The 15,512-nt window shown below is 55.1% G+C and carries 12 protein-coding genes; 9 read left to right on the top strand and 3 right to left on the bottom strand.

Going from position 1 to position 15,512, the window contains the following annotated elements; translation table 11 throughout:
* Positions 1-32 precede the first annotated feature (32 nt).
* Positions 33-1,799, bottom strand: coding sequence for a phosphoenolpyruvate--protein phosphotransferase (gene ptsP, locus QEH53_RS20640; RefSeq protein ID WP_309025116.1), 1,767 nt, complete (start codon positions 1,797-1,799; stop codon positions 33-35).
* Between the two features lie 104 nt (positions 1,800-1,903).
* Entirely contained in the window at positions 1,904-2,803 is a 900-nt protein-coding gene (gene ispE / locus QEH53_RS20635; RefSeq protein ID WP_309025115.1) for a 4-(cytidine 5'-diphospho)-2-C-methyl-D-erythritol kinase, read from the bottom strand.
* A gap of 22 nt (positions 2,804-2,825) precedes the next feature.
* Here ispE and pyrF point away from each other — a divergent pair, with 22 nt between their 5' ends.
* The 8 genes from pyrF (at position 2,826) to QEH53_RS20595 (ending at position 12,126) form a co-directional block, all read left to right on the top strand.
* Complete coding sequence (gene pyrF, locus QEH53_RS20630) at positions 2,826-3,542, top strand: orotidine-5'-phosphate decarboxylase (protein ID WP_309025114.1); 717 nt, start codon at positions 2,826-2,828, stop codon at positions 3,540-3,542.
* A 57-nt stretch (positions 3,543-3,599) separates the two neighbouring features.
* Positions 3,600-4,307, top strand: a complete 708-nt coding sequence (gene ispD / locus QEH53_RS20625; protein WP_309025113.1) for a 2-C-methyl-D-erythritol 4-phosphate cytidylyltransferase — start codon at positions 3,600-3,602, stop codon at positions 4,305-4,307.
* Between the two features lie 12 nt (positions 4,308-4,319).
* On the top strand, positions 4,320-4,805 hold the full coding sequence (gene ispF / locus QEH53_RS20620) for a 2-C-methyl-D-erythritol 2,4-cyclodiphosphate synthase (protein WP_309025112.1): 486 nt from the start codon (positions 4,320-4,322) through the stop codon (positions 4,803-4,805).
* A gap of 58 nt (positions 4,806-4,863) precedes the next feature.
* Positions 4,864-6,432, top strand: coding sequence for a peptide ABC transporter substrate-binding protein (locus tag QEH53_RS20615; RefSeq protein ID WP_309025111.1), 1,569 nt, complete (start codon positions 4,864-4,866; stop codon positions 6,430-6,432).
* Between the two features lie 13 nt (positions 6,433-6,445).
* Positions 6,446-8,041, top strand: a complete 1,596-nt coding sequence (locus QEH53_RS20610; protein ID WP_309025110.1) for a peptide ABC transporter substrate-binding protein — start codon at positions 6,446-6,448, stop codon at positions 8,039-8,041.
* A gap of 182 nt (positions 8,042-8,223) precedes the next feature.
* Complete coding sequence (locus QEH53_RS20605) at positions 8,224-9,141, top strand: ABC transporter permease (RefSeq protein ID WP_309025109.1); 918 nt, start codon at positions 8,224-8,226, stop codon at positions 9,139-9,141.
* A 13-nt stretch (positions 9,142-9,154) separates the two neighbouring features.
* Positions 9,155-10,198 carry an ABC transporter permease gene (locus tag QEH53_RS20600; protein ID WP_309025108.1) on the top strand — a complete coding sequence of 348 codons (1,044 nt, stop codon included), beginning with the start codon at positions 9,155-9,157 and terminating at the stop codon, positions 10,196-10,198.
* A gap of 182 nt (positions 10,199-10,380) precedes the next feature.
* Positions 10,381-12,126: an ABC transporter ATP-binding protein gene (locus QEH53_RS20595; protein ID WP_309025107.1), complete on the top strand. Its 1,746-nt coding sequence runs from the start codon at positions 10,381-10,383 to the stop codon at positions 12,124-12,126.
* Positions 12,127-12,166: 40 nt separating this feature from the next.
* Here the strand turns inward: QEH53_RS20595 and QEH53_RS20590 are convergent, their stop codons facing one another.
* Positions 12,167-12,892 (bottom strand): GntR family transcriptional regulator, encoded by a 726-nt coding sequence (locus tag QEH53_RS20590; RefSeq protein ID WP_309025139.1) that lies wholly within the window; start codon positions 12,890-12,892, stop codon positions 12,167-12,169.
* A 157-nt stretch (positions 12,893-13,049) separates the two neighbouring features.
* Between QEH53_RS20590 and QEH53_RS20585 the strand changes: the two genes are divergently transcribed.
* Positions 13,050-15,470 carry a TonB-dependent receptor gene (locus QEH53_RS20585; RefSeq protein ID WP_309025106.1) on the top strand — a complete coding sequence of 807 codons (2,421 nt, stop codon included), beginning with the start codon at positions 13,050-13,052 and terminating at the stop codon, positions 15,468-15,470.
* Positions 15,471-15,512 lie beyond the last annotated feature (42 nt).

Raw genomic sequence — 15,512 nt, 5'->3', positions numbered from 1 at the left:
ACCTCGTCACCAGATACCCGATACCCGGATCCCTAATAAAGCTGATCCATGCGGGACGTGTAGAAATCCAACAAACGCTCGAGGATCAGAGATCCGTCCGTCGTCTTCAAAGCCATTTCAGCAATATCTTTCGCTTCCGCCATGTCCATGTTTTGCACCACAAACTTCACGTTGGGCAATAGCGTCGGCGACATGCTCAAGCTCTCCACCCCGAGTCCCACGAGTAACGGAACCATCACAGGATCGCCCGCGACCTCGCCGCAAATGCTCACCCCGATTCCGCCTTCGCGCCCCGCGTCTATGATCATTTTGAGAGTACGGACCACGGCAGGATGCGTTGGCTCGTAGAGATGCGCCACTCGGTCGTTGAGGCGATCAACGGCTAGAAGGTATTGGATTAGGTCGTTCGTTCCTACGCTGAAAAAGGAGGAACCTTCCACCAAGGTATCGGCCGCGATAGCAGCGCTGGGAATTTCGATCATTGCCCCAGCTTCCACCTTCTCGTCGAAAGCGACGCCCTTTTTGCGAAGCTGCTCCTTGGCGGTTTCCAAGACTAGATTCGCCCGACTTAACTCCAATGCGCCACTAATCATCGGATACATGATACGCACTTTGCCGAAGGCGCTCGCACGCAGTATCGCACGCAATTGCTCGAGGAAGAGTTTTTCATGATCGAGGCAAAAACGGATCGCTCGGTACCCAAGGAATGGATTCGACTCCCGATACATGGGCACATCAGACGAGTCCATGATCTTGTCGCCGCCCAGATCCAAGGTGCGAATCGTCACGGGCAAGCCATTCATGCTTCGAACTGCAGTCTGATATGCCTCGAACTGGTCCTCCTCGGAAGGAAGACGAGTCGAATTCATAAAAAGATATTCAGAGCGAAACAAGCCCACCCCGTCCGCGCCAAGCGAAACCGCTTTCGCCGCTTCCTCCGCTCGCTCGATATTAGCCATCAAATCAACCCGGGAGCCGTCCCGCGTGCGGGAGGCGTCTTTGGTAAACTCGATCATCCGCTTCTCCAAAGAGAGCTTCTTATCCCTGAGCTTACCGTACTTGAACAAAGTGCTCTCACTCGGATTGACGACCACCTTGCCGTCGTATCCATCGACCAGTAGTACCGAATCCGAATGGATACTTGAAAAAATATCTCCTAGGCCAACGACCGCCGGGATTCCCATCGATCTCGCAACGATCACCGTATGGCTAGTCTTGCTGCCTGCTGCTGTGACGATCCCCAGCAATCCCTTTTGGTCCATCGAAGCGGAATCAGAAGGGGTTACATCGTTCGCAACCAAGACCCGGTTTTTGACAATTTCTCCCAAGTGCTGGAGCTGCTGCCCTGTGAGATTGCTCAGCAGGCGACGCATCACGTCGCGAATGTCGCTCGCACGCTCCCGCAAGTACTCATCGTCGATTTGGTCAAATGCTTCGATGTAGCGTTGGCCGACTTTCCAGATCGCGTTTTCGATATTGCAAGAGGAGGTCTTCATCTCGCGAATCGACTCGTCGATAAGAGCCTGGTCTTCCAAGACCAAAAGGTGGGCATCGAATATTCGAGCTTCGTCCTCTCCGATCGAATCCCGAATTTCCTCTTGGATCTTCTGGATCTGCTTGCGCGTTTCGACGATCGCGTTGTCCAAGCGCTCCTGCTCACCATCCATCTTAGCTTCGGAAACCGCGTACTTCGGCACCGCGATTTCCCTTTCGGATAGGATGTAAATCTGACCATGGGCTATCCCCGGCGATGCGGCGATTCCCGAGAAAACTTTTTCAGACCTGTCCTTTGATTCCATGCGAAGATGAGGCGTTCGTGCAGAGGGGCTTAGAGAACGAACGCGATATAGCAAACGGGAATCCCATTCGCCTCAAGAGGAAATACTTCAATGCGCGCGAAACTTCAGCCCAACACCCGAGCTCGCTCAACAAAACACCGTTCTCCCCAGCAATCCTTCACTTCGAATATCAGCGATTCTGCCTGAGAATCCGTATCGACCAGAGCAAAGCAGCAACTCCCGCTACCCGACATTAGGCAGCCTAATTTTTGCTCCCTGACGCGCTTGAGCAGGGATCCGAGAGCCACAAACTTGGCGAAGGTAGGCTGCTCGAAGCTGTTGTGCAGCAAATTCTCCAGCGAAAGATCTCCCGATTCCCACCGATCAAGGCGCTGTTCCGCCCATTCCTTTTCGTCAAATGCACCTTCAGAGCCAGCTAGCGAGCGATAAGCCCATGGCGTTCCAATCGAGAAACTGGGCTTGAACAAAACCAGCTCCCGTCCCGCCAAGCGCTTGGAAGCCTCGGACGAAATCGATGAGAGCAATTCCCCTCGACCCCTCATTATCAACGGCCGCTTCTCCAAAAATAATGGACAGTCGGACCCTAGCTCAGCCGCCAATTCCAAACGCTCTCCTCGCGATAGACCTAGTTGCCCGGCCTCGCTGGCCAAGTCCGAGAGCCCCATCAGGACAGCTGACGCATTGCTGCTGCCGCCACCTAATCCTGCTCCGTGAGGGATGCGTTTCTCAAGGTCGATCGACACCCTCCAGCTCAATCCGCTTCGCAATAAAAAGCCCTCCGCTGCCGCATAGGCCAAATTGCTTCGATCTGTAGGTAAACTTTTGTCGCTGCATTGAAGCTCCACCGACGCCTCGCTAGCTTCCACCGCTTCGATACGGATTGTATCTCCGAAGTCGACAGGAGCCACCAGACTCGCGAGCTCATGGAATCCTGTCTCCATCCGGCCTAGCACCGACAGAAACAGGTTTATCTTTGCTGGACTGAAAACCTCGATTTGCCCCATAGTCCCGAAAACAGAAACCAGCATGACTGAAACGCTACAAAGCAAAAATTCCTGCGAGCTCATTCTCGCACTGGACATCGAAGAACGAGAAGACGCCCTCGCCCTCCTCGCCAAGGCCGGCCCCGAACTCAAATGGGCCAAGATCGGCCTGCAAATGTTTACCAAATACGGTCCCGACTACGTCCGCCAAATCGCTGACCTCGGGAAAAACGTATTCCTCGACCTCAAACTCCACGATATTCCCAATACAGTCGCCAAAGCCATCGAGTCCGTCGGCAAGCTTCCGATCCAAATGCTCACGATCCACACCTGTGGCGGTAAAGAGATGATGAGGTGGGCCATCGAAGCGCAGGAAAACGTAAACCCAAACCTGCAGCTACTTGGGGTCACCGTCCTCACTTCCATGGACCAGACTTCTCTCGATTTGCTCGGTATCCAACAATCTCCCGCTGAGCGTGTCTCCCATCTCGCTGGCCTCGCCAAAGACGCGGGCATGACCGGCTTGGTCTGTTCCACGCACGAGGTGCAAACCATCCGCCAAACGCATGGTGACCACTTCCGGCTAATCACCCCAGGCGTCCGCCCAGCCGGATCTGCCGCGGGAGACCAAAAGCGTATCATGACCCCCGCTCAGGCACGTGCTGTCGGATCCAACTATATCGTAGTTGGCCGCCCTATTTACGGAGTCGAAGACCCTGCTGCCGCTGTTGCAGCCATCAATGCCGAGCTCAACGCATAGGTCTGGCGATCGCTAGCCTTGGGCACGGCCGAAAGGCCACACGCCACTAAAAGTCTGATGTCTACAAATACAGCTATTCTCCTCGCAGGAGGCTCCGGAAACCGAATGCGAGGCCGAGTCGACGACAAGATCCTCGCCGACCTCGCCGGCAAGCCGGTCATCGCCCACTCCATCGACGCGTTCGTATCCAGCGGTCAGGTACAGCACTTGATAATCGTCACGCGGGACGAAGCCCAACAAATCGCCATCGAAGCGATCATCCCTCAAAATTCATCCCTCATATTCACAAGAGGTGGCGCCCAACGCCAAGACTCCGTCTGGGCCGGGCTCCAAGCCGCGCCTGCCGAGACCGAGATCGTCCTCATCCACGATTGCGCTCGTCCTTGCGTCACCCCCCATGCGATCCGTGAATCCATCGCCCAGGCTACAGAGATCGGTGCCGCCTGCCTCGCCCACCCCGTCACCGACACCATAAAATCGGCCGATACCTATGACGGAGCCTACCTCCCCACCACGGTTGACCGAGCCAAGCTCTGGGCCATGGAAACACCACAAACCTTCCAGTATCCAATCATCCAAGGCGCCTATAAAACCGTCATCGAATCAGGTACCCCCATCACCGACGATCTTTCCGCAATCGAAGACATCGACCAACCCGTGGCCTTCATCGATAACAAACGACCTAATCCAAAACTCACCACTCCCGCCGACCTGATCTACCTCTCCTACCTTCTTTCCAACTCCGAACCGTCACCCTGTACCTAGCTCCAAGTTTATATGATCCCACCTATTCGAATCGGCCAAGGTTACGACATCCACCCCTTCCAAGACGGCCGACCCATGGTGCTCGGAGGTGTAACCTTCGACACTCCTTATGGCCTCGAGGGCCACTCGGACGCCGACGTGCTCACCCACGCCATCTGCGACGCTCTGCTTGGCGCCGCCGGCCTCCCCGACATCGGTCATTTCTTTCCCAATACGGATCCAAAGTATAAAGGTATCAATTCGCAAGAGCTCCTCAAAGAAGTGGCCGCCACGCTCCGCCAGAAAGGTTGGGATATCGTCAATATCGACACCGCCATGATCGCGGAGAAGCCAAAAATCTATCCCCAGCTCGATAACATGAAAAAGCGCCTCGCGGCGTCAGCTGGCATCGATCCAGCTCAAATCGGCATAAAGGCCACGACCAACGAAAAAATCGGCTCGCTCGGTCGAGCCGAGGGCATCGCAGCTCACGCCTCCGCCCTCATTTGTAAACAGTAGAGCCTGTCGACCCGATCATCGTCAAAACAAGATCCAAAAACGGAATAACCAATAGAACGTGCATTTCTGGATAAAGACCATCCTCCTCTCATCTTGTGCCTTGCTGCTTTCTTCCTGCGGAAAACAAGAATCAAGGAACAGCCTCCGCATCGGGAACGGAGCCGAACCTCGCACCCTAGACCCCCAGCAAGCTGTCTCTCTCGCAGAGGCTCACGTCATCACCGCTCTCTTCGAAGGCTTGCTCTCAGAACCCTCGACCGACGATGCCCTATTCGAGCCGGGCATCGCCACTTCTTGGGAAGCCAACGAAAAACTAACGCAGTACAGCTTCACGCTCCGAGAAAACGCACGATGGTCAGACGGAACCCCCATAAACGCCGATACATTTCTCAGCTCTTTCGAACGCATTCTAAACCCTCAGCTCAGCGCTCAAAACTCCGAGCTTCTTTTCGATATCAAGAATGCCAAAGCCTACCACATGGGCGAAATCAAGTCCTTCGATCAAGTCGGATTGTCCGCGCCCTCTGAATACACACTCGTAATCACCCTCGAGCAGCCCACCGCCGTATTTCTGCAAAAAATGAAGCACTGGTCTTGGTTCCCAGTCCCGGTCCACTTCATAGAGCAAAAAGGTGGTCTCTATGACATCGCCAACCCTTGGGCCTCGAGCAACGATCTCGTGTCCAACGGCCCCTATATGCTAGATCGTTGGCAACGAAACCAACGCATCACTATCGCAAAAAACGAAGCCTACTGGGACGCTCCTACTATTTCAATCGAACGTGTCGAATTCTACCCGTTCGAGAATACCCAGTCCGAATACCGAGCCTTCCTTGCTGGCCAGCTCGACATAACCGAGGAAATCCCCTCTGAATTGAAAGACCAAAAGCTAGATGGAGCTCGAGCTGATCCGCTGCTGGCGACCTCCTACCTATTACTGAACAACGAATTCCCATCCCTCTCAGATCCAAACGTCCGCCGCGCTCTCAGCGCTGCTATCGACCGAGGCAAGCTCATCAAGTCCATCGTCAAAACAGGCTTCCCGGCTTCACGCTTCACGCCAGCCGCCATGCCCTTGTATCCACTGGGCGATACAAGTCCTCCCCCAGCTCCAGAACTTCCGAGAGAGCTTGTCGCTCAAATCAATGCTAACGGTCCCCTACGCCTCGTCGTTTCGAACCGTGACGTATCCATCGCAGTCGCAGAAGCCTTGCAGGAGATGTGGCGACGCGAGCTCGGCATCGAGATACGAATCGAAAACATGGAGTTCAAGAGCTTCCTCGATCGCCTCGACAACGGCGACTACGATATCAGCTACATCGCATGGTTCGGCGACTATTTGGACCCTTTCACCTTCTTGGGTATCTGGCAGAGCGAGAGCCAATACAACCGGGCTCGCTGGGAAAATTCCTCCTTCGATAAGCTTCTCGACCAATCTGCCACTCAAGCAGATCCGGCCCAACGGCTCGAAACGCTTCATAAGGCGGAAGACCTCCTCACGGAACAAATGCCCATCATTCCCCTCTTTTGGAAAAGCAAGGACTACTTGGTCAGCCCACACGTCCGCAATTGGCCCGCATCGTTAACCGATATTCGTTCGTACAAGCATGTAGAGCTCAAACACTAAGCAACCAATGCCCATGAAAGCAATCGCCGCCACTATCCTTACTCTCCTGCTCACCCATGCCGCTTTCGCCACTCCCGCCGACGAGGCCGCGAAAGAAGGAATTCTGCTGCTGGGCAACGGTTCCGAGCCGCACAGTCTCGATCCCCATATCAATTCCTCCATGAACGGGCACCACGTCATTATGACCCTGCTCGAAGGCCTTATCGCCCCGAGCCCTACCGACGACACCATTCCCCTTCCTGGAATGGCCGAGTCTTGGGAAAACGAAGACTTCACCAAGTGGACATTCAAGATTCGCCAGAACGCTAAATGGTCCAATGGCGATCCCGTCACCGCTCACGATTTCGTCTACAGCTTCCAGCGAATCCTCTCCCCTCGCCTCGGCTCCCAGTACGCAGAGATGCTCTTCAACCTCAAAAACGCCCGAGCCTTCAACGAAGGCGAGATTTCGGACTTTTCGGAGGTAGGAACCAAGGCGATCGACAACCACACCCTTACCATCGAACTAGAAGGTCCCATCCCGTATTTCCTCAACATCCTCAAGCACTCCAGCTTCTTCCCGGTTCACAAAGCCACCGTCGAGAAGTATGGCGACATGGACGACCCTACTAACAATTGGATACGCGAAGAGTACGTTGGCAACGGTCCCTACGTCCTTAAAAACTGGCAGATGAACCAGATAATCGAGGTCGCCAAAAGTCCCACCTACTGGGATTCGAAAGACGTCCTTCTAAACGGCATCAAATTCTTCCCCATCGCCAGCGAAAACACCGAAGACCAAACCTTCAACAGCGGCAACCTCCACTACACCTACACCGTACCCAGCGACATGATCCAGGTGTATCAGGACCGCAACGACAAGACGCTCCACCTAGACCCCTTCTTCGGCACCTACTTCTACGTCCTCAACAACAAGGTCCCTCCTCTCGACAATCCCAAGGTGCGGCAGGCCCTTAGTCTCGCCGTCAATCGAAACGCGATCGTTCGCCGCATAACCAAAGGCGGCCAGACTCCCGCAGAATTCTTCACTCCACCAGGCGTTGCCGGCTATTCCCCCGAACCGCTCGTCAGCTTCAACCCCGCCAAAGCCCGCGAGCTGCTTGCCGAAGCGGGCTACCCAAATGGCGAAGGATTCCCCACTCTCACCATCAAATTCAACACCTTGGAAAGCCACAAAGCGATCGCTGAAGCCATCCAACAAATGTGGAAGAAGATCCTCGGTATCGACGTCGATATCCGCAATCAAGAGTGGAAGGTCTACATCAACTCCATGCAAGAGGGCGACTTCCAGATCGCGCGCTATGCGTGGATAGGCGACTACCTGCACCCAGACACTTTTCTGCGTATCATGCAGTCCGACAGCGGACAAAACGATGCGAGCTACTCCAATCCCGAATACGACCGCCTCATCGCCCAATCCTTCATCGAGAATAGCGACGAAAAGCGCCTCGAACTCTTGGCCGAAGCAGAAAAGATCCTGCTGACGGACATGCCGGTCATACCGATCTACCACTACACTCGCGTCTATCGCATCGACCCGAGAGTAAAAGGCTGGCACTCCTCCCCCCTCGACATCCGAAATTACAAAGGCATCTATTTCGAAAACTGAGGGACAACTCGACGCCACGTTCCCCCTAGCGAGGTCAAGACATCAGCCCAATAAACTTCCCTCCGCCCGCTTTTGTGATTCATTTACCTCCAGTGGTCAAAACGAGCTTCCATTCCGCAATTCCCTTCTTCGCTTTCTCGCCCGAGCGTCTAGCTTGATAAACAGCAGCATCTCAATCGCCCGTGCTCCGCTTCTTTCTCATCCGCCTCGGCCAGTCGATCCCCACTTTGCTGGCGATTTACACCATCACCTTCTTCATGGTACGGTCCGCTCCGGGTGGACCATTCTCCCAAGAACGTAAGGTAGCTCCACACATCATTGAGGCCCAGATGGAGTATTACGGCTTCAACGACCCAGTGTATGTTCAGTACTTCCGCTCCCTCGAGCAGCACCTAACATTCGACTTTCCTCCCCTCACTTCCTACCCGGGGCTCACAGCTGGCGACATTATCGGCGAGAGTTTCCCGGTCTCTCTTGAGCTGGGGATCTGGGCCCTTCTCGTCGCCTTGCTTTTTGGAATTCCGACTGGCGTCTTGGCCGCGACCAAGCAAAACACCGCCGCCGACTACGCTCCCATGTCAATGGCCATGCTGGGCATTTGCCTTCCCACCTTCGTAATCGGCCCCCTCTTGGCCCTATTCTTCGGAGTTTGGCTCGGCTGGTTCAAGGTATCAGGCTGGTTCGACCTCTCCGACCGCATTCTGCCAGCCCTCACCCTCGGTCTCTTTTACGCAGCTTACGTCGCACGGCTCACCCGAGTTGGCATGCTGGAGGTCCTGGGCATGGACTACGTTCGCACGGCTCGAGCCAAGGGGCTTCCGGAGCGTATCGTCGTGCTGAAACACGCCTTGCGCGGAGGCGTCATGCCCGTCGTCTCCTTCCTCGGTCCCGCCCTCGCCGGCCTAGTCAGCGGATCCTTTGTTGTGGAGACCATCTTTCAGGTCCCCGGCTTGGGACGCCATTTCGTTCAAGCGGCCTTAAGCCGCGACCACTCGCTGGTGCTCTCCACCGTGCTCTTCTACGCAGCGCTTATCATTCTGGCAAACGTCGCCGTGGACGCAGCCCAAATTCTCCTCAACCCTAAACTCCGCAAACGTTAAGAGTAGTCACATAATGAATACGAACGAAAACAAAGCGGTTTCTCCTTGGAGCGAAGCATGGCACCGGTTGAAGGACAATCGCCTCGCCATGTTCAGCCTAGGCTACTTTGTGCTCATCGTCTTGCTCTGCTACTTGCTCCCTCTCCTCTATCCGATTTCACCTACTGACCAATCGCTCAGTTTTGGGGCAAACCCGCCGCTTTCAAAAGGTATCGAACTCCGCTATGACGCGGAGCAGGAGGAATTCGACGAGTTCATCACCGAAAAGGAATTCGTCGAACTCTACTCTGAAAATGGCGAAAGCGACCTAGAGCGCCTAGTGGCGGATCAGCAAACTGAATTGAGCGGCATGTACTTTAGTCGCTCCGACCGTATCCACCTCTTAGGCACAGACAGTCACGGACGCGACCTATTCGCGCGCATCCTCCAAGGCGGACGCGTTTCCCTCGGAGTTGGTTTCCTAGCGACTCTCGTCTCCCTCACCATCGGCGTGGTCTACGGTTCTGTTTCAGGTTACATCGGCGGAAGAATCGACGCCTGTATGATGCGAGTGGTCGACGTGCTCTACGCCATCCCATTCCTCATCTTCGTCATTCTGCTGATGGTAGTTTTTGAAGCCTCAAAACACCAGCTTCTCCTAATCTTCATAGCGATCGGAGCCGTCGAATGGCTCACCATGGCCCGCATTGTGCGAGGCCAAGTCATCCACCTCAAGAGCCAAGAATTCGTCGACGCCGCCCGAGCCATCGGCGTTCGGCCTTTCACTATCATCTTCCGTCACCTCGCTCCCAACACCCTCGGACCCGTCATCGTATATGCCACTCTTCTGATACCCGCCGTCATGCTGCTCGAGTCCACCCTGAGCTTCCTAGGCCTTGGCATTCAGCCACCCAACGCCTCCTGGGGAACGCTGATTAAAGAGGGTGCCGACAAAATGACGGTCTATCCCTGGCTACTCATAATCCCCTCCCTTTTCTTTTCGCTCACCCTTTTCGCCATGAACTTTCTCGGAGACGGACTCCGCGATGCCCTAGACGTCAAGTCTTCCAAAGACTAGCCGGAGGTAGCGACTTTCGTCGCGAGGCATCCCCTTAGACCGATGGTAACGCAAAAACCGAATGCCTCGGCTCCAAGCCTCGTTCATCAGGTCCAACACAACCAATCCCTTATTATCCCTGTACCTCCAGCATCTTTTGTGGTTAACCATCCGACTTTCCTGACAACAATTTCCCCTGCTACGTGCTCAAAGACCTAAAGATCTTCCTCGCTCTCCTCTCCGACCACAAAAAGTCCGTCATCCTTGCCATGGCCTTAGGCTCTGTTGGTGGTCTGGTGACTGGCGGTGGTCTGACCACTGGAGTAGAGCGACTCTTCACTCTTATATTCTCTGACGACCGCAGCCTCTCCGTCTCCCAGGTCATCGTCGTCGCATCTAGCTTCCCCATCCTGTTTCTGGTCCTCGGCATCTGCGTATTCTCCAGCGCCTACCTGCTCAACTACGCTGGACTCGCAGCCATCAGGGACCTCCGCGCCAAGGTATTCGACCGCATTCAACGCCTCCCTCTCGCTTATTTCCAAAGCTCCAAAACCGGTGACCTCATATCCCGTATCACTGCCGACACCGCCGTACTGCAGGTGACCCTCACCTTCATTGCGCGCAATGTCATCACCCAGCCCGCAACGATTGTGGGAGCAATCGGCTACCTCTACTGGGTGGCTGCCCAAAACGAAGGTGTCTATAAGATCTACATCTGCCTGATCGCGCTGCCCATTGTCATTTTCCCGATCCGAAAGTTCACCCACAAGATAGAATACAAAGCCCGCCAGCAGCAACAGGAGCTCGGCTCCCTCACTAACAACCTCGCCCAAAACCTCACCGCTGCCCGCGAGATCCGCGCCTTCAACCTCCAAAAACGCGAAAACACCCGCTTCGCCGCTCGCCTGGCTGACCTTTTCATCTTCCAGATGAAAGTCGTCAAATACCAATTCGGCCTCGGGCCCGTCGTCGAAGTCTGCTCCTCCGTCGGACTTTCCATCGCCTTCATCATCGGCTACTACAACGGCGTTCCCGCCGGCGTCTTCACCTCCATCTTCCTCGCACTTTACCTTACCTATACAGCCGTAAAGAAGCTCGGCACCTTCGCGTCTGAACTATCCAAAGGCGTGGCCTCGTACCAGCGCATCGCCGAAATACTGGACTCCCCGGTCGATATCGACGATCCCGTCGACCCGATCGAAATCACTTCTGTCGATGGCGATATCGAGTTCAAGGACGTCTCCTTCTCCTACGGCGAGACGCCAGCCCTCAAGTCTGCCAACGCACGTATCCAAAAAGGCGATATCTGTGCCTTGGTCGGGCCGTCTGGCGCCGGCAAATCTACCTTTGCCAACCTCGTCCCCCGCTTCTACGACGTCACCTCCGGCGGCATTTTCCTCGACGGGCACGACGTGCGACGCTTTCGGCTGACCGACCTGCGCGACCAGATTGCCATCGTTTCCCAAGAGCCCGTCCTCTTCGACGATACCATTCTAGAGAACATCCGCCTCGGGCGCCAGGACGCTACCGACGCCGAAGTCCGCGAAGCCGCCCGACAAGCTTTCGCCCACGAGTTCATCTCCGACGAGGCTAATTGCCCTGACGGCTACGAGACGCTTGTCGGCGAACGCGGAGCCCGTCTCTCCGGCGGCCAAAAGCAACGCATCGCCATCGCCCGCGCCTTCCTCCGTAACGCCCCGATCCTAATCCTCGACGAAGCCACCTCTGCCCTCGACTCCGAATCGGAAGCCAAGGTCCAATTAGCACTCGACAAGCTTGTATCCGGAAAAACGGTACTGATCATCGCTCACCGCTTTTCCACGATCAAAAACGCCAACAAGATCCTCGTATTCAACGACGGAGCAATCACCGCGAGTGGCAGTCACGAAGAACTTTACCAGACAAGCCCGCTCTATAAAGCGCTCTACGACCAGCAGCAGAACAGCTAGAAAAGGTGGCTCCGTCTGAGAGTCCCGGTCCACCTAGCGTCTACCCGCGCTTTTTGTGCACCGACATGAGGGCCCGACCGATCGCGAGTTCCACCTTATTACGTGAGTGGTTGATATTCTGCCTGAGAGAGCGACGAGCCGCCTCCGCGTCCCTCTTTTCTAGAGCGTCCAAAACAGCTAAATGTTCGCCCGCTGTCTCTTGGATACGGTGAGCATTCGTGATCGCTGCCAAACGCACGAAGCGAAGCCGAGCATTGATGTCGCGAAGGGCGTTGCAGATCGGCTGGTTGCCCAGGGCTTCGGCTAGCCCGAAATGGAAAAGCGTGTCGGCGTCGACCAACGCATCACGATCCGCCGTGTCGTCCGCCTTGACCGCAAGCAAAGGCTCCCAATAAACCCGCTGCTCTTTTAGCCAATCCAAGGACAGGCTCCCCGCGCTTGCGAGCGACTCCACGACGAATAGTTCCAGCGCTAAACGCATGTCATAAAGCTGCTGCGTTTCCTCCACATCTGGCTGCTTAACGAAACAGCCTTGGTTAGGCACCTTATCCACCAAGCCTTGCTCCGCTAGGATGCGCAGCGCTTCCCGAACCGGGATGCGGCTTGCTTTAAATTCAGCGCAAAGAGCGATTTCGCCCAGATGAAGGCCCGGAGGATAGGACCACTTGAGAATCCGCTCCCGCAAAAGTGTCTCGATGCGGTGGGATAAATTAGATCCCCCGCCCACTGCCTCGCTTGCCCCGTTCTCGACTGCAACACCCTTCATGTGAGGCACATAGAGTCAGCCTCTCTCGAAGGGCGCAATCCTTATCTACAACAGTGGATCCATTCTTGTATAACATCATTGTATACAATGGCACGAGCGATGCTAGATCTGGAGCCACGCAACCTTCCAATCAAAATTGATCATCACGCTGCCAACCATGAAAACTGCCAAACCTACCGGCCCAGTAATCCACACCTTCAGGCGTTGTGGAACCCGAGAAACCGTCTCGTTCCTCACTTTACTGACAGGCGCGATCCTCCTCAACGCTCAATCTGTGGACGAGCCCGTCATCTTGGAGACGTTCACCGTTTCTGCTGCCGAAGCAGACATCTACGAGGTGCTTCCCACCCGTCCATCTTCCACTAGTTTCGGAACGCCCAGAGAGCTCATCGAAACACCTCGCTCACTGACGCAGGTCGAGAGTGCCACTGCCGACCTGTTCGGAATCCGCACCGTCAACGATTTCGTCGCGGTGACAGCGGGCTCTTTCACAGGCAACTATTTCGGCGTGGCGGGCGCTTTGGACGTTCGCGGCGAGAGGGCGGACAATTTCTTCCGAGGCTTCCGTCGTATCGAAAATCGAGGAAACTTCCCCACCCCCATCGCTTCTACCGATTACGTCGAGATCGTGCGCGGCCCGGCTCCTCCCGTCTACGGCGGCGGAAAGGTCGGCGGCATCCTCAACTACATTCCGAAGACCGCTAAGAGCAAGACAGCTAAATACATCGAGTCACCTACCAATGTCGCATCCGTCACTGTCGGAAATTACGGTAAGCTGATGGGTAGTTACGAGAAAGGCATACCCTTTAAGATGGGAGATAGAAACGGCGGCGCCTATCTATTCCTCCAAGCCGAGGATTCCAACCACTATTACGACAACATCTACAACAAGAGCATGCTCGCCCAGCTTGCTGTCGACCTAGAGTTGAACGACACCACAATGATGGAGTTCGGATTCATGCTACAGGATGCGGATCTCAACCAGAGCCTTGGCTGGAACCGTGTCACGCAAGAGCTCATCGATTCCGAAGGTGCTCTCTACTACGGAGGACAAGCCGCCCTCGACCTGGACGCCGACGGCAACGGATTGCTTTCTCCAGCTGAGATCGAAATCTACGACCTTGAGCAATTCGCCTTCGCCAGCCCCTTCCCCTACGATGCTCTCACGGACGAACAAAAAGCTGCATTCGCCCTCGATCCCAGCACACTCGGAGCGCGCTCGCTCAGTCACCACAACGTTCAAGCTGAAGCGATCGACTTCTCGCAAACCGATACCTACACTTTCTACTTCGACCTGACCAAAGATATCGGCGACGGGTTCACTTTGAAGAACCAGAGTTTCTATGACTCGATGAACCATACCAAGTATTCTAGTTATGGATTCACCGCCGACTACGAAGCCATGGTCTTCGAAAACAAAACCACCTTATCTTGGACCAAGTACTTCGATTCCGAGTCCTACATTGATAACGTATTCGGAATTTCTTACCGCTACTCGGACGGTGAAGAGCGAGAGTCCCGCGGACGCGGTTTCCAAGTCCTAGATCGTCGCGACATTTCTCTACCAGCCACTGCCAACGACCGTTTCGAAGGTGCCCACACCGGTTCTGGCAATGTACCCTATAACTGGGTACAAATTGGCGATTTCTCCGACTTTGGAGCCTTCGGACTGATCGACGGAAAGTTCGGTAGCTTCGGCTTCATCGCAAGTGCACGCTACGATATGTACGACGCAGACACCTACGGAACAGACACTTCCGCAGTCTACGACGATGCCTCCGACACCGAATCGGCGTTCACTTACAACCTCAGTCTTATGCAGCGCTTTGGTGAAAATCTCAACGCCTACGCCACCTACGCTGAGTCCAGTTACCTCGAACTCGGTCAAGGCGGCATGATCGCTCGCACCAACATTGGAGGAGGCACTTGGATACAAGACTCCAAGCTCACGGAGGTCGGCATGAAAGGTACCTTCCTCGAAAAGCACCTCTACGCCACTGTCGCCTACTACGAGCAAGAGAAGAACTCTTTCGACAACATATCCGGCGCCTTCGACTTTTACGAGTCCAGCGGTATCGAGATCGAAACCCGTTTCGCTCCCACTAAGACGCTCAGCTTCACCGGAGCCGCTACCTTCCAGAAGACCGAGTTACTCAACACTCCTTTCTTCCTCGGCGTCCCCATCGAGACGCTCGGTCTCGACCCAGCTCTCACCTACGGCGGACGGTTCGTTGGACTCGGAGCCATCATCGGAGCGCCCGCTCCCATCGAAGCTCCCACCCCGGAAAAGGTGCTTTCGCTCAACGCCACCTATACCTCCCCAAAAAGTTGGGGCGGATCGGTAGGCGGTACCTACGTTTCCTCCTTCTACTCGGGCTATGCTCAGGAGGTCACGCTTCCCTCCTACTTCGTAACCCGAGCCGCCCTCTTCTACGCTACCGAGAACTGGTCCTACCGCCTCAACGCCAACAACGTCTTGGACGAAAAGTACTACAATCCCCAATTCCTGTTCTGGGACTCATTCGTCAGTCCCAGCGTTGGCCCAACATTCGAGCTCACCGCAACCTATAAGTGGTAAGCTAACGCCCTTTGCCTGAGTTAAGATCTATCAGTAATAAGG

The organism is Pelagicoccus sp. SDUM812002 (assembly GCF_031127835.1).
Lineage (GTDB): Bacteria > Verrucomicrobiota > Verrucomicrobiia > Opitutales > Opitutaceae > Pelagicoccus.
The sequence above is the reverse complement of the archived record's forward strand: the minus strand, read 5'-3'. Positions and strand labels throughout refer to the sequence as shown.